We start from the raw sequence: 23,039 nt of genomic DNA, 5'->3' as shown, positions 1-23,039 counted from the left end.
TAACCCGGTTATGCTGTTATAAAACAACCGTATTAACATACTTCATTTTAAGTAACTTGGAAACTAGCCCATATTCCGGTTCGTATACGTCATTAAAGTGCTGCTGATCATGAACGGTGTTCATCATTCTCTTTGGGGAATCTGCTGAAGTTGATCCGGTTCGCGAACGAACCTTGCCTCTAAAATGAAATTGCCCGATCGTTCTTAGTTAATCGAGAAAAACCAAAGTCATGGAAGTCAAAAAATATCCGAATGTCGATCTGGATCGTTATCACGGCCTTTTTGTTGAGATTGGCCTGATTTTGGCATTGGGGATTTGCTTTTTTGCTTTCGAGTTGAAATCCCCGGTAAAGGAAGTTGAGACTTTAAGCGGAGTAACAGTCCAGGAAATCGAAACAGAAATAATTCCCATTACCAGACAGGAACAAGTACGCCCACCCGAACCTCCGCCACCACCCAAGGTTGTAGAGGTGTTGAATATTGTGGCCAACGATATTGAGGTTGAAGAAGAATTGGAGATTCAGGATACTGAAGCCGATGCCGAAACAGCGATCGAGGTTACTCCAATTGCTACAACGGTTGAGCGCGAAGTGGAGAAGGAAGAAAAAGAAGAACCGATTTTCTACATTGTGGAGGAAATGCCGGAGTTTCCTGGCGGCGAGATGGCCCTACGCCGATTTATTGCCGAGTCCATTAAATATCCTGTTATTGCCCAGGAAAACGGCATCCAGGGCAAGGTGTATGTGAGCTTTGTGGTCGACAAAGAAGGCCGCGTAACCAATGCCCGGGTGATCCGAAGTGTGGATCCCTCGCTCGATAAAGAGGCTTTGCGGGTTGTAAACAGCCTGCCTCGCTGGAAACCCGGCGTGCAACAAGGACAGCCTGTCCGGGTTGCTTTCAGTGTACCCATTAGTTTTGTGTTGCAATAGTGCCGCGATGTGTCAACAAGCTGAGCTTGTCTGTTTGGGCAGACTCGGCTTGTTAACGAACAAGCTGATTTGTTGAAATTGCAGCTTGCGGGGACAGCTTTGGCCTGTTCGCCCTATCTTTGCCTTTATGGAAAACAATTGCAGTATTCAGGGGCAGTCGCTGACATTGCGCAGCGGCATGACAACAATCCTGGACAACATCTCATTTTCGTTCCCTTTGGGCACATCGTTGGCAATTACCGGTAGCTCGGGCAGTGGTAAAACAAGCCTGGGGCGCTTAATTGCCGGTCAGTTGGCACCCGGTTCGGGAACGCTGGTGATGCCCCGGAACGTGAACTGTGCAATGGTATCGCAGCAAAATAATTTTTTGTCCTTGTCGGGGCGAAGAAGTACCTATTACGGACAGCGTTACGAAAATCAGGGGATGGATGATAGCCCGACGATTCTGGCCTATCTCGAAAAGATTGCCGCCACAACAAAGCCGGCGGCAGGCAACGACGATGTTGCCGCGGTCATGGAAACCATGCACATTGCCCATCTGAGTGATCGTAAGCTGCTTCAGCTCAGTAATGGCGAGAGCAAGCGCACGCAGTTGGCAGCAGCCTTGCTGCAAAAGCCCGATGTGATGGTGCTCGATCAGCCTTTTGTTGGCCTGGATGTAACATCGCGCGAGAAGTTGAGCCGGTTGATTGCTCAACAGATGCAGGCGGGCATTTCGTTTGTGATTATTTGTTCACCAACTATGATCCCCGAGGGCGTAGCACAAGTTCTTGAGTTGCACGAAGGCCAACAGCTGCAATACTGCCCGGCAGTCGACTTTCAGCCGCAAACAGGCCAATCGGACAGTGAGATGGAGCCCATTTCGCCGGAATTGTTTTCGGGCCTGGTTCGCCACAACGAGCAGTTCAATCAGGTTGTGGGGATGCGCAACGTGCAGGTTACCATTGGAGGAAAGCAAATATTAAAAGATATTGATTGGCAGGTGAAGCCCGGCGAGCAATGGGCGCTGTTGGGGCATAATGGCGCCGGCAAGTCAACCCTGCTGAGCCTGGTGACGGCCGACAATCCACAGGGATACACCAACGACCTGGTGCTTTTTGATCGGCAGCGGGGCTCGGGCGAAAGCATCTGGGATATTAAAAACCGCATTGGTTTTGTGTCGCCCGAGTTGCATTTGTACTTTTTGCGGGGCGAGGGGATTTTCAACACCATCCCGGGCTTGCAGTCGACGCCGCACAGCCACTACGATGCGCTAAGCTGCATGGATGTGATTGTGTCGGGCTTTAAAAACGAGATTGGTTTTGCCAGTCAGCCCACCGATTTGGAACGCGATTTGGCCGAACGCTGGTTTCCGGTGTTAGGGCTGGAGCATTTGCAGGGGCACCTGTTTGTTCAGGCTTCGCTGGGCGAGCAGCGGGCTTTGCTGCTGGCGCGTGCCCTGGTGAAATCGCCGGCGCTGCTCATCCTGGACGAACCTTGCCAGGGGCTCGACGAGCAACAAACAGCGCGCTTTGTGAATCTGCTCGATCAGCTGTGCAAGCATCTGCGCACAACCATGATTTACGTAACTCACCATCGCAACGAGATTCCGGCTTGTGTGTCGAGGATGCTCGAGCTGGAGGGTGGCATGGTGAAGTTCAAGGGCGATTTTAACTGATATATTTCATCTTCTGATGATCGGCAAAAGTGCCAAAATCGCTTATTTTTGTTGAAAACAATTCAATCTGATTCCTATGAACAACAACTTTTTCGTCAAGTCGCACGGCTTGGGTAACGACTACATTGTGATGGATAGCCACAAGGTCGATTTCGAATTCACCGAGAAAAATATTCAGCTGATTTGCGATGTCCACTATGGCATTGGCTCCGATGGTATTTTGGTGCTGGTTGATAGCGACAAGGCTGATTTTGGCCTGCGCATTTTGAACCCCGATGGCTCGGAAGCCGAGAAAAGCGGCAACGGCTTGCGCATTTTTGCCAAGTTCCTGTTCGATTACGGCTATACGACAAACACCTCGTTTTCGATTGATACCCTTGGGGGCGTGGTGCAGGCCGCCGTTATTCAGCAGGAAAACGCCAAAGCCCGGACCATTAAAGTTGATATGGGTGCTGCCATTTTTGAGTCGGAAAAGGTGCCGGTGAAGAGTGAACTCCCGGAATGTTTAGATGATCTTTTGGAATTGGACGAGGTGAGCTACAAGATTAACTGCGTGTCGGTTGGTAATCCGCACTGCGTTGTTCTCAAAGACGAGCTGGTGGTGGACGAGATCATGCAATACGGAAGTCAGATTGAAAACCACCCGAAATTTCCGAACCGCATCAATGTGCAGTTTGCCAAAGTGATTTCGCCCGATTTGGTGGAGATCCTGATCTGGGAGCGCGGTGCCGGTTGGACCCTGGCCTCGGGCAGTTCGTCGAGTGCGGTAGCTGCCATCATGGTGAAGAAAGGACTGACCAACCGCAAGCTAACACTAAGAATGCCCGGCGGCGAATTGAAGCTGGAGGTTGATCCGGACTGGCAAATCCGGATGACCGGCGAAGTGCGCGAGATCTGCTCGGGCGTGTTGAGCGACGAGCTGCTGAGCGAGCTAATTGGATAAAAAGAAAATGCCTACGATATTTTAGCGAGGGCTTTTAGCGAGGGTTTCACTTGTTAGCGAGGGCTTCACTTGAAGTGAAACCCTCGCTATTCTTTAGTGAAGCCCTCGCTAAAATATATTTTCGCAGCTTGTTTAGAGAATTGCATCAGCGGCTGAACAAAAACGCTAAATATTTGTCAAATCATTCGGGATTTACCAGCTGCAGGATTGGATTGAAAGCAGAACCACTGATTTATTGATATCTTTGTAGCTCTATTTTGAATGCAGTTCGGTTTACGAGCCTGAAAAACAGATTAAACAGTGAAGAATATGATTGGGAAAAAATTACCCTTTACCAAAGAACAGATTGAGAAAGTCATTGAAAGTCACCCAACGCCGTTTCACATTTACGATGAAAAGGCGATGATGGACTATGCGCGTTATTTCAACGAGTCGTTTGCGTGGAACGAAGGCTTCAAGGAATATTACGCCATTAAAGCCGCTCCGAACCCTTACCTGATGAAGCTTTTGCGCCAGGAAAATTTCGGCATCGACTGTAGCTCAATGGCCGAGTTGGTGCTGGCTGAACGTTTGGGCATGCGTGGCGAGGAAATCATGTTCACCTCGAACGATACGCCGGCTTACGAATTTCAGAAAGCCATGGAGTTGGGTGCCATCATCAACCTCGACGATATTAAGCACATCGACTATCTGGAGCAACACGCCGGTATTCCCGAGTTGGTTTGCTTCCGCTACAACCCGGGAGCGCTCAAAGAGGGTAACATCATCATTGGTAATCCGGAAGATTCAAAATATGGCTTCACCCGCGACCAATTGTTCGAAGGGTACAAGCGCTTGGCTGCTAAAGGCGTAAAACGTTTCGGTATTCACACCATGGTGGCTTCCAACGAGCTGGATGCCCATTATTTTGTGGAAACCGCCGACATTATTTTCGATACCATCGTTGATTTGTCCAAAGAACTGGGCATTCGCTTCGAGTTTGCCAACCTGGGTGGCGGTATCGGCATTCCGTACAAAAACGAACACAAGCCCGTCGACCTGAAAATTGTGAGCGACGGCATTCGGGAACGCTACGAAAAATACATTGTGGCCAACGGGCTGGATCCGCTGAAGATTTTCTTCGAGTCGGGCCGTGCCATCACCGGGCCTTACGGATACCTGGTGTCGGAGGTGCTGCACATTAAAGAAACCTATAAGAAATATGCCGGGCTCGACAGCTGTATGGCCAACCTGATGCGCCCCGCGTTGTATGGTGCCTACCACCATATTACGGTGTTGGGAAAAGAAAAAAGCAGCTGCAATACCCTTTACGATGTTACCGGCTCGCTGTGCGAAAACAACGATAAGTTTGCCATTAACCGCTTGTTACCCGAAGTTGAACCGGGCGACCTGGTGGTGCTGCACGATACCGGTGCACACGGTCACTCCATGGGCTTTAATTACAACGGTAAGCTGCGCTCGGCCGAGTTGTTGCTGCGCGAAAACGGCGAGGTGGTGCAAATCCGCCGGGCAGAGACCTTGGAAGACTACTTTGCAACCCTCGATTTCGGTGGTTTGAAAGACTTTGAATAGCTAAGATCAAAATAAATTACGAGAGAGCCGGGAATGTGAATTTCCGGTTTTTTTCGCTCTTCAACCAAGCGTTTGCGCTTTTTTGTACCTTTGGGTTTATGACCAAACTGCTGAAGATCGGCTTCGATGCCAAACGCGCTTTTATGAACCCTACCGGGCTGGGTAGTTACAGCCGCAATACCATTCAGGCTTTGCAGGCTTCTTATCCCGGCAACGATTATTATCTGTTCACGCCCTCGGTAAAAGCCGGTTTGTTTACCGCGCCCGATCCGATGGTGACTATCGCTCCGCAGGGGCAATGGTGGAAAAGCGTGAAGCCGGTGTGGCGGAGCTACAAAGTGACCGAGCTGTCGCAAAAAATGGGCCTCGACCTGTTCCACGGCTTAAGCCACGAGCTGCCTGTTGGCCTCGAAAAAGCCGGCATCCGCTCGGTGGTTACTTTTCACGACCTGATCATTCTGCGCTACCCCAAGTATTACCGGGCTGCCGATCGGCGCATCTACTACCGCAAGTACAAGCATTCCGCGCGCGTTGCCGATAAAATTATTGCCATCAGCGAGCAAACCAAGGACGATTTGATGCACTATATGGGCGTTGACGAGTCGAAGATTGAAGTGCTGTACCAGTCCATCAACCCGCTGTTTTTCGAGAAATCGGCGGAAGAAGCTTTGGCCGCCACGCGCGAGAAATATCGCCTGCCCGGCGAGTTTATCCTGATTCCCGGAACGTTGGAGAAACGGAAAAATCAGGCCAATGTGTTGAAGGCCATTCTGGAACAGAAAATCGACATGCCGGTTGTTGTTGTGGGGAAAATGACCAATTACATGAAGGAGTTGAAGGAGCTGGTGGCCGAACTGAAAGATCAGCTGATTTTTTTGCAGTATGTGCCCATGCAGGATCTGGCGCATCTTTACCAGCTGGCGCATCTCTGTGTTTTTGTGTCGCAGTTCGAGGGTTTTGGCCTGCCCGTTGCCGAGGCGCAGGCTTGTGGCTGCCCCGTCGTGACCGCATGGCTTAGCTCCATGCCCGAGGTTGGCGCACAGGCCGCAACTTATGTCGATCCCTTCGACCCCGAATCGATTGGATACGGGCTGATGAGCCTGCTGAACAACGCCAACCAACGCGAACAGAAAATTGCACTGGGCCACGAAAATGCCGAACGTTTCCGCCCCGAGCGTTATGCCGACGATTTAATGCGAATTTATCAATCATTATAACATGCACGAGGATATTAAAAAAGCACTGGAAGTGCTGCAACAAGGAGGGGTGATTTTGTACCCCACCGATACCATCTGGGGAATTGGCTGCGATGCCACCAACGAGGAAGCCGTGAAACGGGTGTACGACATTAAAAAGCGGGCCGACTCGAAAAGTATGTTGGTGCTGATGGAGAACATCAACCTGTTGGAACGCTATATGAACGAGGTGCCCGAGATCGCTTACAGCTTAATTGAGGTGACCGATAAGCCGATGACCATCATTTATCCGGGGGCAAAAAATTTGGCGCCCAACCTGCTGGCCGACGATGGCTCGGTGGGCATCCGGCTAACCACCGAGCGCTTTAGCCAGCAGCTTATTCAGCGCTTCCGCAAGCCCATTGTCTCTACCTCGGCCAACCTGAGTGGCCAGCCCGCGCCGGCAACTTTTGCCGAGGTGAGCGACGAGATTAAGCAAGCGGTGGACTATGTTGTGGAGTACCGCCAGGACGATGTTGCCCCGGCCAGCCCTTCCAGCATCATTAAGCTGGGTGTTGGTGGCGAAATCAAAATTATTCGCGAATAGGCTCCTGCTTTTCGGTAAAAGGCTGAATTTGAATCTAAAACGACACGAAGCGTTCATGGCTCCGTGTCGTTTTTGTTGGAAGGTGCAAGCGGAAATGATGCCGCCGCGGCTGATTTTCGCAGAACCGCAGTCAATTTTCACAAAAACGCATCAACTTTTGACAAAACCGCACTCAATTTTGATAGAACCGCAGTCAATTTTGGCAGAACCGCGGCTGATTTTCACAAAACCGCGCGGTTTTGTTGGTCGCAACTGCGGTTGAATCATTTTCGGCTGCGTAGTTGTAAGTTGAAAAGCCCGGTTGTTGGTGCCGTTCAGCGCTGCGTTTGTTGCAGCAGGCCGGTTTACAGTTCTTTCACCTGTCCCGATCCGCCAATCGACTGATCGATGCGCGGGTTTCCTTCATAATAAATACTTCCCGAGCCCAGCACGCGGGCTATCAGGCTGTTGGTGCAATGAATGTAAGCATTGCCCGATCCGGAAACACGCACGGTAACGTCGCGGCTCTCAAAATGGGTTCCCCGAAAGCCGCCCGAGCCGCTAATGTTAATGCTCAGGTCTTCGGCCTCGCTGTTGCCGGCCAGTTCCATATTGCCGCTGCCCGAGATGATGGCTTTCACGCGTTCCGATTTCAAATCGTCGAGTTTAATGCTGCCGCTACCGCTTAAGGTGAGGCTTAGGATGCGCGCTTCCAGCGGGCCGTCGTTGTCAATATCGCCCGATCCGGACACGGTCAGGGCTGTAATGTCGGGCACGGTGATGAAGATTTCAATCTTGCCGGTTTCAAAATCTTTCCACAGCAGGTTTTTGGTTTTGAAGCGGATTACCAGCTCGCGGTTTTTCACTTCGGTCACCAACTCGTCCAGGGTCGATCCTTTGGCCACAATCTCAACCGATTGTTTGTCGCCCTGTTCCAGATGCAGCTTGGCATCAACACGCAGGTTAATTTCTGAAAAAGCTTCCAGCTCGCGGCTCTGGTTGTCGGCCTGAGCGTAGTTTCCTGTCAGGAGCATCAGCGCCATCAGGAGGCATGTCATCATTGTTTTCATGGTTTTCAATTTTGCTTGTTTTCGGTGTGAAAAAAAGAATTGTTTGTTTCGAAAGACGCACCACTGCCGCAAATGTTGCACCGGCGACAGTCCTTACAGATCAAAAATACCTTCGGGGCATTCCATTTCAATTTCGCAGGCTTCCTCGTCGAAACGGGTCAGAAAGTCTTCGCTGAAGGGGATCATTACTTCCTGCTGGCCGTACTCCACGGTAAAAAGCAGGTTGCCGGCATAGTCGTCCACTTGCAGGATTTTGCCAATGCGCCCTTTGTTGCTGTCGAACAAGGTGTAGCCCACCAGTTGGTGCAGCGACAGGTCTTCCTGATCGGCGATGAAATCCTCGCGGGCAATGTAGACCGATGTGCCGCATATTTTGCGGGCCTGTTCTTCGTTGTCAATCCAGTCGAAGTGCAGTAAAGCCGTTTCGGCCGAGCGGAAGCGCAGTCCTTCTTCGCGCAGGAAGAAAGGCACCAGCAAACCATCGATTTCGAGGAAGATGGTGGGCATTTCTTCCAGGCTCAGGTCGTATCCGGCTTCCAGCTGAAGGGTCACCTCGCCTTTAATGCCATGTGGCTTTTGCAGGTAGCCAATTTTAATGCAGTCGTCTTTCGGTATTGTTTCCATAAAAGCAAAAATAAAAAAAGCGACAGACTTTTCTATCGCTTCGGCTTATCAGGTGTATAAATACCGTTTGATGTTTCGTTTGGGGGTTTTCTCGAACTCGGTTTCCACCAGCTCCATGCGGCTAATCTGGCTGTATTTGGGCAGCTCCTTGTTCACGGCAAGGCGGTATTCTTCCATCAGGCGCGCAATTTCGTTGGCTTTATCCTGATGGTGTATGTCCAGGCTTTCGTGGTCGGGGTACACCAGGGCAACCAGCTTGGCGTCGCGTTCAACCAATACCGATTCTAAAATGAAGTGGCAGCTGCTTAGCTTGGCTTCAATTTCTTCGGGGTAAATATTTTGTCCCGAGGGGCCCAGCAGCATGTTCTTGCTGCGCCCGCGAATGTAGATGAAGTTGTTGGCATCGGTCACGCCCAGGTCGCCGGTGCGCAGCCAGCCATCCTGGTCGATGGCCTGTGCCGTTGCTTCGGGGTTTTTGTAGTAGCCGGCCATCACGTGGTCGCCCTTCACCATAATCTCGCCTACCTGGGTGAAGGGATCGGCCGAATCGATTTTCAGCTGCATGCGGTCCACCAGTACGCCGGCCGAGTGGGGACGGGTTTTGTTCCAGCCCTGGTACGATATCAGGGGCCCGCATTCGGTCATGCCGTAGCCAATGGTGAAGGGAAATTTGATGGTGCGGAAGAAATCTTCCACCTCGCGGTTCAGGGCAGCTCCGCCAATAACGATCTCGTAAAAACGGCCGCCAAAGGTGTCAGTCAGCTTTTGCCTTACCTTTTTATACAGCAAGCCGCGGATGCCGGGAACCTTCAGCAGAAAGCTCATCAGGGGTTTTTCAAGGGCCGGTTGAATCTGCTTGTTGTAAATTTTTTCGATGATCAGAGGCACCGACAAAATTAAGTGCGGCCTGATTTCTTTAAATGCCTTGACAATGACTTGTGGCGTGGGGGGCTTGGTGAGAAAGGTGATGTGGCAGCCGCTGGTTGCCGGAAACAGAAACTCGAACAACAGCCCAAACACGTGGGCCATGGGCAGGAAGGATACCATCTGATCGCCCTGCTTCAGGGGCAGTCGTTCGCGGGCAAAGCGAATGTTCGACGTCAGGCTGCGCACGGGCAGCATTACCCCTTTGGTAAAACCCGAAGTGCCGCTGGTGTACGAAATCATGCAGATGTGCTCGTCGGCCAGCTCGCGGGGCATGAAAAGCTCGTTGCTGAAGGGTGGCCGGCCGGGCACGGGCAGGCGCCAAAAGTTGAGGATCTGCGCACTTTCGGCCCAGATTGGATCCATGCGTTGCAGGCTGAGAACGGCTTTCAGAGCCGGCATTTCCTCCAGGCTCAGCTTTTCGAGCAGCTGCTCGCCGGCAAACAAGATCTTCGACTCGCTGTGGCGAACAATGTGGTGCACATCGGCCGGGTTAAAGTCGGGCAGGATGGGCACGGCCACCGCTCCATAGCTGACAACTGCCAGAAAGCTGATCGCCCAATGTGCCGAGTTGCGTCCCAGCAGGGCTACCTTGTCACCTTCTTCAATTTGGCATTGTTCCAAAAAACCATGGATCTGGTAAATTAGTCGGGCGGCATCGTGGTAGGTATAGCTTATTCCGCCGTAATCCGAGAACAGCGGCAAGTCGCTGTTGGTCTCAAAGGCTTGCTTGTACAAAGCAATTAATCCCATTTCATTCATTCCTAAATTCCTCATTAAGGCATTTTTGCGCCGGCAAAGCTAAGCTTTTCTTTTGGTTGTGCCAATTGTTCGGGTTTTGGGGCAGGCGAGTGCCGACGATCGAAAGCGGATAGCGCGGTAGCCGGGGAAGGCTATGCTCATCGGCTTACCGAAAAAAATGGAAATTAGCTGCTTTGCCCGCTTCGCCCGACTCTGGTGGCCAACTAATGGTTTGACTTCCAACAGATCGGACGGGGAGGGTAGGCGTACTTTCACCTTTTTTTATAATTTTGCCGCTTATTAATCTTTACACTTACAATTTGAAGATCATGAAAAAAATCTTGTTTATCCTCTTTGCTGTTGCATTTTCGGGTGCTGTTTATGCACAGAATATTCAGATGCATTACGATTTCGGGAAAGACCGCAAACTTGTTACAACAACTGTTGAGATGTTTCGTCCCGACAAGTACGGTTCAACTTTCTTCTTTATCGACATGGATTACGGTTCGGATGAGCGGAATGTTGACAATGGCGTTTCGCTGGCTTACTGGGAAATTGCCCGTGCCTTTAAATGGAAGGAAACACAGGCTATTATGCCGCGTGTGGAGTACAACGGCGGTACCATGAAAGTTTATGCTCCACCTTTTGTTGACAAATACGTTCCGATCGAGAATTGTTGGTTGGCCGGTGTTGAGCACACCTGGGCATCGAGTGACTTCTCCAAAATTCTGACCCTGCAGGCGAACTACAAACGCATTAAAGACAAGGAAGATGCTTCGTTTCAGTTAACGGCTGTGTGGACCGTGAAAATGGCCGAAGGAAAATTGGTATTCAATGGTTTTGCTGATTTCTGGAAAGAAGAAATGGGATGGGGAACTAAGAAATTCCGTTTCCTGACCGAGCCTCAGCTTTGGTATAACTTCTGCCCCAACTTTGCAGCCGGTACCGAAATTGAGATCAGCAGCAACTTTGCTGAAGATGGCTGGCAGGTAAACCCGACTTTGGCGGTGAAATACACATTCTAATCCAAATAGTCAATCATTATGCTGGATAACTTTTTTAAGATTTCGGAGCGCGGATCGTCGTTCCGCAAGGAAATCATCGGGGGGGTCACAACCTTCCTGACGATGGCCTACATCATTTTTGTGAACCCGAACATTCTGGGCGATGCCGGAATGGATCGGAATGCCCTGATTACGGTAACCATTGTGGCCGCGGTTATTGGTACGCTGCTGGCCGGTGTTTGGGCTAAAGTGCCTTATGCCATGGCCCCCGGGATGGGGCTGAATGCCTTCTTTACCTATACCCTGGTGATTGGTGCCGGCGTGGAATGGCAAACAGCGCTTGGGGTGGTGTTTATTTCGGGGATTGTGTTCCTGGCCTTAACGGTTACCGGTATCCGAACCAAAATTATTCATACCATTCCGCTGGCTTTGCGCCTGGCGACGGGTGCTGGTATTGGTTTGTTTATCTCCTTTATCGGCTTCAAAAATATGGGATTGGTGGTTGCCAACCCGGCTACTTTTGTTGGCCTGGGGCCGTTTACACCGACCCTGCTGATTGGCCTTGTTGGTTTGATTATCACGGCTATCCTGGAAGTGAAAAAGGTAAGAGGCGGTATTTTCTACGGAATCATTATTACCACCATTATTGCCCTGATTGCCGGCGAGGTGAAAGCACCCGACACCTTGGTGTCGCTGCCGCCCTCAATTAGTCCCATTGCCCTGAAACTGGACATTATGTCGGCCTTGAGCTTTGGCTTGATCGGTGCGGTGTTCTCCTTCATGTTCGTCGACCTGTTCGACTCGGTAGGTACTATTGTGGCTTGTTCGTACGAAGCAGGCTTTGTGGACAAAGACGGTAAGGTGAAGTATGTCGACCGCATCCTGGAAGCCGATGCCGTGGCTACTGTGGCCGGCTCGTTGCTGGGAACCAGTACAACAACAACCTATATCGAATCGGCTTCGGGGATTGCCAACGGTGCCAAAACGGGCTTTGCCTCGGTTATTACGGCAGGTTTCTTTTTTCTGGCCTTGTTTTTTGCTCCCCTGATTGGCATGGTGCCCAGTTATGCCACTGCTCCGGCATTGGTGATTGTTGGGGTTTATATGTTTAAAAATATTAAGCAGATCAACTTTGGTGATTTTGCCGACTCTATCCCGGCATTTCTCACTATTGTGTTGATGCCGCTGACCTACAGTATTTCTACCGGTTTGTCGTTTGGGTTTATCTCTTACGTCATCCTGAAAGCTGTTACCGGCAAATTCGACGAGGTTTCGTGGCTGATGTGGCTGATTGCAGCCTTGTCGGTGGTGAACCTTTGGTTAGGTGTATAATTGATTTTAGCCTATATAGCAAAAAGGAGCAATCGGTTGGTTGCTCCTTTTTTTTTGAAAGTCTTCTTCGGGTGGTGCGCCCGCCTGCGGTAGGCAGGACTTTCAAATCGCACCGAAGATGCTTTGAATTGCGGTTCAGCTCGAAACTGAAGCACCGATGGAAATTGGCTCCTGAATGGCCGGTCGAGCTAAGCACCGATGGAAATTGCTTCCCGAACGGTCGGTCGGGGCAAGCACGGATGGAAATTGCTTCCCGAACCGCCGGTGGAGGCAAACACGCATGGAAACGACCTCTCAAAAAGAACAAGCTGTTTCCATTTGTTCATGATTGGCTCGTTCGAACCTAATGTTCCCTATTTTTTGCTGATAAACATAGAAGTGTTATGGTGATTAGGCGATGAATTTGTCATAACCTGAATGACGATTCGGAAAAGCACCTCTACTATTCTGCACCCCGCTGGTGCGCTATTTGTAAAGCGTGCCACTTTCATCCCTATTGGTGATTCCCTCCGAATCATGAATATTTTTTCGTGAAAGTCTCTTTTTCGACGCTTAAGCGATTGTTCCGTCAATTCTAATTTGTATAAAAAAGGATCTTTTGTCCTACCGGACGGGTTCTCATTTTTCAGCAATGGCTTTAGCCATTCAATACCGATTAGCTTCAAAAGTGTCGCATCCAATCACTTCGTTTCAATGCTCCTTTTTCAGTCTATCGGCATTATACCGTCCTATTTCAGAGTATAAATTTAGCCTGTGCAACGGTATAATTTGGGTAGCACTAAAGATCTTAGGTAGATTGTCCCGTCCCGTACGGGACGGAATTTCCCCCCGTCGTCGTTAAGCTACCCAAATAGCATCCCTCCGGGATTGCACTAAGCTTTTCGTTTGATTCCGGCCTTGATGAAAATAGGCCAACCGGTTCCCAACTTTTTCTCATTGATCGAAACGCCTTCTTTCTTGTTGATGACCTTTTAGAACGACAACCCGACAACTTATGAAAACAACGACAACAGCATAGTCGAAAACTACTACACTTTCATTCCTGTTGGTGATTCCCCGGAATCATGAATGTTTTCTGTATGTCTTACCACGCAAAGACAATAAGGCGCAATGTCAACAACTGGTTTTGATTAGAGGTGGAGCGAAAACCCGACAAACGGGCCACCCGGATCCCAAAGCTTCGGTCATTTGTCTATGCAGCCATTGATCATTGATCTAATTTGATTGTCGACGGATCAACAGCACTTCCTTTTTCGTCATAAGCTTCCAAAATCCGGGCAACTTTCCCGTCATTGTAGGAGACGATCATTTTGGGCTGTTTGTTCGGAAAATAGTGTTTCCAGATTCCTGTTTCGCTGTCGTTTCGGTATTTGCCGGATTTGTTCAGCGCTCCGTTTTCGTGGTAGAACGACCATTTTCCTTCTGCTTGCCCGTTGGTGTATTTTCCCTTTTGTTTGAGCTTGCCGTTGGGGTAGTAAATTTTCCAAAGCCCCGAGAATTTTCCGTTGGCGTATTTCCCCGAGATATAGACTGCGCCATCGTTATAGTACATGGTGCTTTTCCCCGACTTTTGGTCGTCGTTATAGTTGCTTTCTTCTTTTACCGAGCCTTGCGGGTAGTATGCGGTGTAAGGGCCACTCATTTTACCGTCGGTGTAGCTTACCTCCGATTTTAATTGCTCGTTGTTGTAGTAGGTTTTATAGTTGCCGTCAATAATTCCGTTCTTGTAGTTGAAGGACTTTTGTAAGTTCCCGTTTTCGAAATATTCACGGTATTCACCATCAAACTGCCCGTTTCGCTGTGTGGACTCAATCTTGGGCGTTCCGGTACTGAAATATTCGTTGTTGATGCCGTTAATCTCGTTGTCGAGGTAGTTGCGCTCAAAGCGTAATTTCCCGTCTTCGGTGTAACCAATTGCTTGCCCGGTAAGCTTGCCGGTTTGATAATGTGTTTTTTCCAAAACCGCGCCATTGGGGTAGTAGGTCGTCAGCTCACCTTCCAGTTTGCCTTCCTTCCATCTGCCAACCTGTTTCAGATTTCCGTTGGGGTAGTAAATGGCAAAATCGCCATTTTTCACACCTTTTTTGTATTCCGAGATTTCCTGTACCTGCCCCGATTGCTTGTAAATCGTCCAAATACTGTCGGGTTGGTTTTCCGAGTAGTAGCCCATTTGCGAGAGCGCTCCGCTGGGAAAATAATATTTAAAGCTACCGTGCCTGATGGTTTCGCCATGGACGATTTTCAGCTCGGCGATGGTCTTCGGAGTGACATTGTTTTCATAAAAAACGGTATCAATAAAAGTCTGGGCCGATACCGAGTAAGCGGTTATCAGAAATAGGAAGGGAAGCCAATGTTTCATTGCGTGCTATTTTACGGTGTAATCCAGAAGTGCGCCTTCCAGATCTTTATTGGGCGAATAGTCGAGTACGGCGGTAATCGAGTAATCGCCCGGTAACATGTTGTCGGGTAATTTCAATTCAACTGTTTTCTTCACACCGGGCAGTAAATTTATTTCGACCGCTTCAAGGGTGTTTTCTTCTGCGGTTTGCAGGTTCGAAACAATCAGGGACACTTTCGCCATTAGCACTTTGTCGCCTGTGTTTTTGATGTCGGCTGCCAAGGTTCCGCTTTGCGCTGTTTCCCGGAAATTACTGATTGTGGCACTTTCGTTTTGCCCCGAAGCCGGAGATTGAATAACATAAACTCCGATGCTGGGATTGATGATAATACCTGCTTTGGTGCTTTTATCGGCCGCCAGCATTTCGTTTTGCTCTTCAACTTCCTGAATAAACAGCGTGCCCCATTTGGTGGCATTGCCTTCTTCGCCGGCAGGGGTGCTTATGGTGATGTCAATCTTGGTGCTTTCGTTGGGTTGCAGCGTAAAAAAGGTCGGCGAAATGCTGAGCCAGGATTCCAGTGTTCGTTGGGTTGAACCAACTGGTTTGTAGTCGACATTGTTCAAACTGTCAACAACAAAGTCGCTTAAATTGATGGTGTAATCTTTAGGAGACGATGCGTGGTTGATGATGTTGAGTTGCATACGTCCGTTCTGCCCGGGTTCAAGGTTGAAGTCGAGCCGGGTAGGGGCAACTTCAAAATTTTGTGCTTCCAGAGCTGAAAATGAGAGGATGAGCAGTAACGTGGATAAAAGCTGTTTTGTCATTTTTTCCTGTTTAGTGCGAATGTTATTTCCCAAAATTAATGTTTCTTTTCTTTTCGCTTACCTCAAAGTCAAACTTTACCTCCGTGGCCTGGGAACAGTCGACTTGCGAGTTGTTCCGTTTGATCTGGAATTTCGACCCGAAAATATCATTTAAGGTTAACGTATAAGTTTGATTCTGCGGAAGGTATATCATGTAGTTCCCGAATTTGTCGGTCAGGGCCGAATAGGTTTTGCCCAGTTTGCTGGTGGCCGTAACGCGAATATTCTCCACGCTGATATCGCCCATGCTGGAGAAGTTTGAGCGGGTAAGCGTAATACTGCCGACTATTTTGGCAGCCTTTGAAAAAGCAATTTGCTGCATGTTGTCGGATCGTAAAGGGGTCGAAAATTCGCTTTCATCGAAATTGTAATAGCCATTCAGGTCAACCATCGGGTAGTACTTTATTTTGTATTGCCCGCAGGGTAGGTTTTTGTATTTGATAAGGCCATTTTGGGCTGATACCAAAGTCAACGCTGTGATTCGGCTGGCCCTGTTGTTGCCGGCTTCCGGCGTTAATATCGCTTTTATACCGGCAATGCGTTCTTCGTTTTCGTCGGCGATGTTGTTTCCGTTGTCATCTTTAAAAAACAGCAACTGGTAGTCGCAATAAAGTTTGTCATTATTTTTCGGGTTGAAGTGTTTGCTTATTTTGGCCTCCACGGCAGATAGCCCAAATTGATGTTCTCCGGTTTTCGATTTAAAGCTGACACTGGTATTCAGGTTGAAGTTGTTCTTGCTCCAGATGTCGATGCCCGCCTTTAGCGACAGTGGTGACGAGGTTTGGTCGGCTTCCTTTTTGTAGTAAGCCATCAGCGAAAAGCTGTTGTTGTGGCCGGGAAGGGCTTGTGTTAGCCCCATCCTCATTTCCAGTTGGTTGCTTTTTGTTTCAAGCTGCTTCAGTGTGGTCAGGTTGCCGTATCTGACATTGGCCGAAAATTGGGATTGGGACGACAGGCTGTAATCTGCATTGGTGGACAGATAATATTGCAACTTGCTGTTGCCGTCCTTCAGATGCATTTGCCCGATTTCAGCGTAGGCCCTTCCTCTGAATTTTTGCGTGTGGTATTGAACTGACGAAAAGGCGCCGTAGCTGTTTCCTTTAAGGTCGGATGTCAGGTTCGACGATTGATCAAGGGTGTTAAGCTGAAGTCCGCTGTACATATTCATTCGCGCCGCAATGGGGAAGGCGAATTGGCTTCTGTAGAGCCTGGAGCGCGACCAGGTGGAGGCGTCGGCAGTGTATGTGCTCTGAAAACCGGAGGAATAGAGGAATGACCAGGCCGTCCCCGATTGGTTGATCAGGTAGTTCAGGTTCAACTGTGTGTCCGAATTAAACTGATTGGAAAGGTCGCTGCTTGTTTTGGCAATCCGGTTGTTGAAAGTGAACTGCAGCTTTTTGTCCAGGTACAAACCCGACAAATCGATGTCCTGTAGAAAAGTTTGTTCCTGGCCGTCCAGCTTGTTGTTTTCGTTTTCGTAGTTAATATGGTACCGGGCACTGATCCATTGGCGCCTGAGTTCAGTGGTCTGGTCAAGCTGGTAGGTTGTGGCCTCGGTTTCCCGGTCCTGGTTGTAGCCGATGTTTGTCCGCGTTTTCAAGCCCGAAAAAGTCAGTTGGTGACCTGCTGCCAGCCCGTAATCCTGCCGGTTAATCGATTTGTTGCCAAACAGGCGTATTTGGTTGTAGCTGCCTATTTCAACCGATTTGTCGGCAAAAAGGCTGTTGCGTTTCATCAGTTGGTTTAACCCGCTTACCGACGATGTTCCGAGACCAAACGATTCATGTTCGGTTTGATAGTAGAGATCGAAATAGTTTTGCGTTAAAAATGTGCTGTCTATCTCCGACTGGAAATCCGACAGGTGTGCGCCGTAAATTAATTTTCCTTCATTCAGCGCGGTTTCTCCCTGCGCCGATGCGATACTCTGAATGTTACCGTCCTCGGATGCCAACATCCGATATTCAACCGTATTGCCGGCTTGCTTCGGGGAAGAGCTGAAATTATCATATTCATTTTCGAGCTTCGAGATGTACAGTAGCTGTTCGGTTTCCGTCTCGTTATTTTTTACAAGAACACGGACCGTGCTGTTTTCTAAGGGTTTGTTGCGATACCAGGATTTTAGTTTCAGCTTCAGCTTTTGGCTCCATTGGGTGTAGGCCGGTATATCTATCTCGTTTTCTTGTTTGGTTTCTACCAGCGCAAGTTCTTCCGAAGGGTGGAAGCGAATGGTGGCATGCTCCGGCACGTTCCCTTCATTTTGAGTGGTGTACCCAATTTCAATGGTTTCCTGATCGGGTTGAAAAGCGTAAGCCCGGGAGTCGAACACGAGCTTGAAATTTCGTTCAGCTTCGATCGTATAAGAAGTCGAACTTTCAACTCGCCGGTTGTTACAGGACGCTGTTGCAATTAGTTGGTAGCTGAAGTCGACGACGGATTCTTTTGAAGTCATCAGGCGCACAGGGACGGATTTTGTTGTGCCGGCGGCAATTTGCAGCGAGTCGGGAACCTGGGTTACCAGGCGACTTCCCTCGGGCGCTGCCAGTTGAAGGCTCAGCGATAAAGGTGATTGGCTTTTGTTTTCAATCCGAATGACGTTGAACAGAAACTTACCCGACTTGACCGATTGCCCTTCCTTAACCCAGGAAATGGCCAGCAGTTCATTGGCTTCCTGCCCGTAGATGTTCGTGGATAAGAAGCAGCTGAGTAATAGTAATCCAATAATAGTTGACAAGCGTCCCCGCATTATTTCAGCTTTAGTTTGAAGGTGCTGTGGTTAAACGGCCAAAGGTAGCGTTTTGCTTTTTTTGTGTGGGCCTGCGATGAAAAATTAAAGCCACCATTGAGATTTCAATAGTGGCTTTTGTATCGGATGCGTGTTGCAGGTTTTACAGTACTTCTGAAGCAACAAACTCCACTTCAGTTTTGTATTCCCCTTTTTTCAGGTTTTGGTCGTAGATGCTTGCACCGTTCATGTCGTTCTTTTTAGTCCCCATTTCCCAGTAAATGGTAAAGGCGTTGTCGCTGGCATCCCCGGCGTTTGTTGTTGAACCGTTGTAGCCCAGGATCAGGCGGCTTTGTTTCGACAATTTCAAAGGTTGTTGGTTCGAGTAGTCAGCAATCGTGTTTTTACCGGTGAATTTGGCGCTCAGCCCAACGTTGTCCAGCGGCATGGTAGCACCACTTGTGTGAGCGAAATCTTTTTTGGCGAAGAAACTCAGGTTCCAGTTTGCTGTGGCGCTGATTGTGCCGGTTGATTGGTAAGCTTTCTCGTATCCACCCAAACCATTTCTGAAGTCATTCAGTTCGTTGAATTCGAAAACGATGTCTGAATTGTCCATGTCCAGGGCGATGGTTGAGTTTAAACGGGCAGTCAGTGTGATGACTTCTGAAGATTCAACTCCGTCTTTGTCGTTAGATGCGAAAGAAGAGAAGGCGATGAAAGCCAAGGCGATGAATGTAAATACTTTTTTCATGATGTTCTTTTTTTTATTGTTATTAATTTTTTTTCTAAAAGTTGTCTGCAATTCTGCAAGTTCGATTAGATATAGGCAATTGCTGTGCCTTTGTTGTTAATCGCCAGTAAATCAGACTGATGGTTGTTTGTACCAGTTTTGGCTGCTCTTCGAAATCGAAGATGAAGATGCCGTTGAATTCAGGGTGATTGGGTGTAAGGTGTTGTTTGCCAGGGATGTGTTGGGCGTATTTCGAAAATGAAGAGAGTCTTCGAAAACGAAGAGAAAGTTTATTGAAAACAGGTGGGTTGAGGGGGGAGGATTTATAAACTCTCGGTAATGACGAACTGGACCGTTGTTGTGTAGGTGCCGCTTTTCAAATTCTGGTCGAGCAGGCTGCTTGGGCACATGTTTCCTCTTTGGGTTCCCATTTCCCAAAGGATGTCAAGCGAAATTTTGCTTTTCCCTTTGTTGTTTTTGTTTTTCCGGCCAGTGAGGAGAACGGTCGGCGAGAGCGAAAGTTTTTCGGTTTCGTTGTTTTGCCAGAGGATGAAATTGTTTTGACTTAAAATCTCGATCGAGAGGCCAATGTTGTCGGCCTGAATTTGGTGAATACCGTCCTGGTTGATCAGGTTCTGATCGGCAGAATAGACCAACTTCCAGCCAGTATTGGCTTCAATGCTAACTGAAGAGCGTGGGGGATTGTGTTGTCCGATTCCGTATTTAAAGTCTGAAAAGCTATTGAATTCGAAGGTCACAGGCTGTTTGTCGATGGCCAAAGAAATGTACGATTTATCATCTGAATCGCTGGCAAAGCCGATCATCCCGCTTGGCTGTACTTGTGCCTGAAGAGAAGTGAAATGGAGTAGGATGAAGAAAAACAATATGATGCCTGATGTTTTCATGTAGTCCAAAAATATCTGAAATTTTGAAATTAGAATCACCATGGCTTTACAAAAAAGAAAACCGTCGGTAGAATTTCCACCGACGGTTCGCGCACCACTAATCAATCCTTAGTTCCTCTTTTATGCGTATTTCGTTACAGTACTTCTGAAGCAACAAACTCCACTTCAGTTTTGTATTCCCCTTTTTTCAGGTTTTGGTCGTAGATGCTTGTACCGTTCATGTCGTTCTTTTTAGTTCCCATTTCCCAGTAAATGGTAAAGGCGTTGTCGCTGGCGTCCCCGGCGTTTGTTGTTGAACCGTTGTAGCCCAGGATCAAGCGGCTTTGTTTCGACAATTTCAGCGGTTGTTGGTTCGAGTAGTCAGCAATCGAGTTTTTACCGGTGAATTTGGCGCTCAGCCCAACGTTGTCCAATGGCATGGTGTTACCGCTTGTGTGCGTAAAGTCTTTTTTGGCGAAGAAACTCAGGTTCCAGTTTGCTGTGGCGCTGATTGTGCCGGTTGATTGGTAAGCTTTCTCATATCCACCCAAACCATTTCTGAAGTCATTCAGCTCGTTGAATTCGAAAACGATGTCTGAATTGTCCATATCCAACGCGATGGTTGAGTTTAAACGGGCAGTCAGTGTGATGACTTCTGAAGATTCAACTCCGTCTTTGTCGTTAGATGCGAAAGAAGAGAAGGCGATGAAAGCCAAGGCGATGAATGTAAATACTTTTTTCATGATGTTCTTTTTTTTTATTGTTATTAATTTTTTTTCTAAATGTTGTCTGCAATTCTGCAAGTTCGGTTAGATATAGGCAATTGCTGTGCCTTTGTTGTTAATCGACAGTAAATCAGATTGATGGTTGTTTGTGCCAGTTTTGGCTGCTCTTCGAAATCGAAGATGAAGCTGCCGTTGAATTCAGTGTGATTGGGTGTAAGGCCTTGTTTGCCAGTGATGTGTTGGGCGTATTTCGAAAATGAAGAGAGTCTTCGAAAACGAAGAGAACAACGGCCGATTTGGAGAGTCTGCCAGGGGGGATTAATTTGTTGGACGGTCTTCAGAAAAGATCGACTTGATTCAAGGAAATTACCAACAGGGATGAAAGTGATCGAATGCAGTAGAAGGCGATTGAAGGCAATAGAATACAATAAAAGGCTGGGGAGCTCGAAGAGGCTTCGAATCTCGAATTCGAGACAACAAATAACTTTGCGCCTTAGCGGCTTTGCGCGCATCGACTTTCAGAAAAACTCTCCCCTGAACTGAACCAATCCTAACGTATTGCTTCAGTTCTGTCCCCTCTCTGCGGGGGCTGAGAGGGGTGGCGCGAGCTCTGCGAGCGACGGGGTGAGTCAAGAAAACCAGGGTCGGGAACAAAAGTTTGCTAAAGAATAAGCTTTGCTTCAGGTTCGAGCTTAATCGACATTCAAAGCATCCCCGATGCGGTTGGAAACCACATCACCCAAAGTGACTTTCAGAAAAAATCCCGAAATCCTGCTACCGGGTTTTTGCCGGTTTTCAAGATTTCGGGATCACAAAAGAATGTACTTCTTGCTATTCCGGTAGGGCAATCTCGTATTTCTGCAGTCTGCGGTATAAGGCGTTCCATTTGAGGTTGAGTAATTTGGCAGCCTGGCTTTTGTTGTAGCTCACTTTTTGGAGTGCCCTTAAAATGGTCTCTTTTTCGATGATTTCCAGGTCAAAGATCTCCTGGAAATTAGATCTTGGCGCGGGATCCTCCGGAATAATATTTTTAAAATGTTCCATCTTTAAAGTGTGACTATCGCACAGGATAACAGCTCGTTCGACGATGTTCCGTAATTCGCGCACGTTGCCCGGGAAATTGTACTGCGAGAGCTTGTTGACTGTTTCCGGATCGATGCGGTTGATTTGTTTGCGCACCTTTGTCGCGAAATGTCTCATAAAATGGTCGAGTAGCAAGGGAATGTCTTCGCTCCTTTCGCGCAGGGGTGGCACGTAGATCTCAAAGGTGCCAATCCGGTGGAACAGGTCAAGCCTGAAATCCTTCCCGTTTTTGAGTTCGTCGATATTTTTATTGGTCGCCGAGATGATTCTGACGTCGAATATATTTTCATTTTGGGCGCCGACTTTAATGAATTTTCGATCTTCAAGAACCCGAAGCATTTTTATTTGCTGATTGATTGGCATATCGCCAATTTCATCCAGAAATAACGAGCCCTGGTTGGCTATTTCGAACCAACCTGCCCGATCGCCGATGGCGCCCGTAAATGCACCTTTTTTGTGTCCGAAGAATTCACTCTCGAACAGCGTATCCGAGATTGCCGACATGTTTACGGCGCCAAAATAATTTTCTTTTCTCGGGCTCATGTTGTGGATTCCGCGGGCAACCAGTTCTTTGCCAACACCGCTTTCGCCGGTAATAATGACCGATGTTGAGTCGCTTTGGGCAACTTTGGCCATCATCATCTTCACTTCGTCCATTGCCGGGCTGCAGCTGATGATGTCGTAGCCGTTGTGTCGCTCCAATTCGTTCCTGAGCACTTTTTGGTTCAGCTCGGCCGTTTCCAGCTTTTTGTTGATGCCCAGGAATTTTTCGGTGCGTTGTATGGCTAAAATAATCGATTCGTAGTCGAAGGGCTTTTGAAAATAATCAATCGCTCCTTCGGCCAGCGCGAGCGATGCCAGGGAGGCGTCTTCCTCGGGGCCGGTCATGATTGCTTCTGTTTTTGGGTAGTCGCTTTTTATGCGCTTCAACAGGCGCAGGCCGTTTCCTCCCTGTATGTTGTAGTCGATAATGACAATGTCGAAAGTTGTTTTGCGCAGGAGCTCCAAAGCATCGGTGGGGGCCTGAAGCACGTCGACATCGAAATCATTTTTTAAAATCGACCGGGCTAGTTTCCCGTAAAAACCGTCACTTTCAACGACCAGTATTTTTAGTTTTTTGTTCATGGCTCTTTGTT

The 23,039-nt window shown here is 48.5% G+C and carries 18 protein-coding genes; 8 read left to right on the top strand and 10 right to left on the bottom strand.

Annotation, left to right across the window (positions count from 1 at the left end):
• Positions 1 to 230: 230 nt before the first annotated feature.
• From C8N47_RS01095 to C8N47_RS01070, 6 genes are all read left to right on the top strand, one after another.
• A complete protein-coding gene (locus tag C8N47_RS01095) occupies positions 231 to 929 on the top strand; it encodes an energy transducer TonB (protein ID WP_107820668.1) in 699 nt (232 codons plus the stop codon).
• Between the two features lie 127 nt (positions 930 to 1,056).
• Positions 1,057 to 2,586 (top strand): ATP-binding cassette domain-containing protein, encoded by a 1,530-nt coding sequence (locus tag C8N47_RS01090; RefSeq protein WP_107820667.1) that lies wholly within the window; start codon positions 1,057 to 1,059, stop codon positions 2,584 to 2,586.
• 76 nt (positions 2,587 to 2,662) lie between these two features.
• Positions 2,663 to 3,529 carry a diaminopimelate epimerase gene (gene dapF, locus C8N47_RS01085; protein ID WP_107820666.1) on the top strand — a complete coding sequence of 289 codons (867 nt, stop codon included), beginning with the start codon at positions 2,663 to 2,665 and terminating at the stop codon, positions 3,527 to 3,529.
• A 309-nt stretch (positions 3,530 to 3,838) separates the two neighbouring features.
• Positions 3,839 to 5,101: a diaminopimelate decarboxylase family protein gene (locus C8N47_RS01080; RefSeq protein WP_107820665.1), complete on the top strand. Its 1,263-nt coding sequence runs from the start codon at positions 3,839 to 3,841 to the stop codon at positions 5,099 to 5,101.
• 98 nt (positions 5,102 to 5,199) lie between these two features.
• Positions 5,200 to 6,318, top strand: coding sequence for a glycosyltransferase family 4 protein (locus C8N47_RS01075; RefSeq protein ID WP_107820664.1), 1,119 nt, complete (start codon positions 5,200 to 5,202; stop codon positions 6,316 to 6,318).
• A 1-nt stretch (position 6,319) separates the two neighbouring features.
• Positions 6,320 to 6,883: an L-threonylcarbamoyladenylate synthase gene (locus tag C8N47_RS01070; RefSeq protein ID WP_107820663.1), complete on the top strand. Its 564-nt coding sequence runs from the start codon at positions 6,320 to 6,322 to the stop codon at positions 6,881 to 6,883.
• Between the two features lie 344 nt (positions 6,884 to 7,227).
• On the opposite strand, the gene C8N47_RS01065 is transcribed toward C8N47_RS01070, so the two are convergent.
• The 3 genes from C8N47_RS01065 to C8N47_RS01055 form a co-directional block, all read right to left on the bottom strand.
• Positions 7,228 to 7,932: a head GIN domain-containing protein gene (locus C8N47_RS01065; protein WP_107820662.1), complete on the bottom strand. Its 705-nt coding sequence runs from the start codon at positions 7,930 to 7,932 to the stop codon at positions 7,228 to 7,230.
• A gap of 93 nt (positions 7,933 to 8,025) precedes the next feature.
• On the bottom strand, positions 8,026 to 8,556 hold the full coding sequence (gene rimM, locus C8N47_RS01060) for a ribosome maturation factor RimM (RefSeq protein WP_107820661.1): 531 nt from the start codon (positions 8,554 to 8,556) through the stop codon (positions 8,026 to 8,028).
• Between the two features lie 48 nt (positions 8,557 to 8,604).
• Positions 8,605 to 10,257, bottom strand: coding sequence for an AMP-binding protein (locus C8N47_RS01055; protein ID WP_245915644.1), 1,653 nt, complete (start codon positions 10,255 to 10,257; stop codon positions 8,605 to 8,607).
• 293 nt (positions 10,258 to 10,550) lie between these two features.
• On the opposite strand from C8N47_RS01055, the gene C8N47_RS01050 reads away from it, so the two are divergent.
• Together C8N47_RS01050 and C8N47_RS01045 are read left to right on the top strand one after the other, a co-directional pair.
• On the top strand, positions 10,551 to 11,246 hold the full coding sequence (locus C8N47_RS01050) for a DUF5020 family protein (protein WP_107820808.1): 696 nt from the start codon (positions 10,551 to 10,553) through the stop codon (positions 11,244 to 11,246).
• Between the two features lie 18 nt (positions 11,247 to 11,264).
• Complete coding sequence (locus C8N47_RS01045) at positions 11,265 to 12,557, top strand: NCS2 family permease (protein ID WP_107820659.1); 1,293 nt, start codon at positions 11,265 to 11,267, stop codon at positions 12,555 to 12,557.
• 1,207 nt (positions 12,558 to 13,764) lie between these two features.
• On the opposite strand, the gene C8N47_RS01030 is transcribed toward C8N47_RS01045, so the two are convergent.
• The 7 genes from C8N47_RS01030 to C8N47_RS00995 all read right to left on the bottom strand — a co-directional run bounded on the left by C8N47_RS01030 (position 13,765) and on the right by C8N47_RS00995 (position 23,028).
• Positions 13,765 to 14,916, bottom strand: coding sequence for a toxin-antitoxin system YwqK family antitoxin (locus C8N47_RS01030; RefSeq protein WP_107820656.1), 1,152 nt, complete (start codon positions 14,914 to 14,916; stop codon positions 13,765 to 13,767).
• A 6-nt stretch (positions 14,917 to 14,922) separates the two neighbouring features.
• On the bottom strand, positions 14,923 to 15,720 hold the full coding sequence (locus C8N47_RS01025; RefSeq protein ID WP_146161401.1) for a hypothetical protein: 798 nt from the start codon (positions 15,718 to 15,720) through the stop codon (positions 14,923 to 14,925).
• A gap of 22 nt (positions 15,721 to 15,742) precedes the next feature.
• A complete protein-coding gene (locus C8N47_RS01020) occupies positions 15,743 to 18,490 on the bottom strand; it encodes a hypothetical protein (protein ID WP_146161400.1) in 2,748 nt (915 codons plus the stop codon).
• A 154-nt stretch (positions 18,491 to 18,644) separates the two neighbouring features.
• Positions 18,645 to 19,232: a hypothetical protein gene (locus C8N47_RS01015; protein WP_146161399.1), complete on the bottom strand. Its 588-nt coding sequence runs from the start codon at positions 19,230 to 19,232 to the stop codon at positions 18,645 to 18,647.
• Positions 19,233 to 19,534: 302 nt separating this feature from the next.
• Positions 19,535 to 20,125 (bottom strand): hypothetical protein, encoded by a 591-nt coding sequence (locus C8N47_RS01010; RefSeq protein ID WP_146161398.1) that lies wholly within the window; start codon positions 20,123 to 20,125, stop codon positions 19,535 to 19,537.
• A gap of 125 nt (positions 20,126 to 20,250) precedes the next feature.
• Positions 20,251 to 20,838 (bottom strand): hypothetical protein, encoded by a 588-nt coding sequence (locus tag C8N47_RS01005; RefSeq protein WP_146161397.1) that lies wholly within the window; start codon positions 20,836 to 20,838, stop codon positions 20,251 to 20,253.
• An 813-nt stretch (positions 20,839 to 21,651) separates the two neighbouring features.
• The gene (locus tag C8N47_RS00995; protein ID WP_107820649.1) at positions 21,652 to 23,028 is read right to left on the bottom strand and encodes a sigma-54-dependent transcriptional regulator; all 1,377 of its coding nucleotides are present in this window, start codon (positions 23,026 to 23,028) and stop codon (positions 21,652 to 21,654) included.
• Positions 23,029 to 23,039: the final 11 nt, after the last annotated feature.

The organism is Mangrovibacterium marinum (assembly GCF_003046625.1).
Taxonomy (GTDB): domain Bacteria; phylum Bacteroidota; class Bacteroidia; order Bacteroidales; family Prolixibacteraceae; genus Mangrovibacterium; species Mangrovibacterium marinum.
This window is presented reverse-complemented; position numbering and strand designations above follow the sequence as displayed.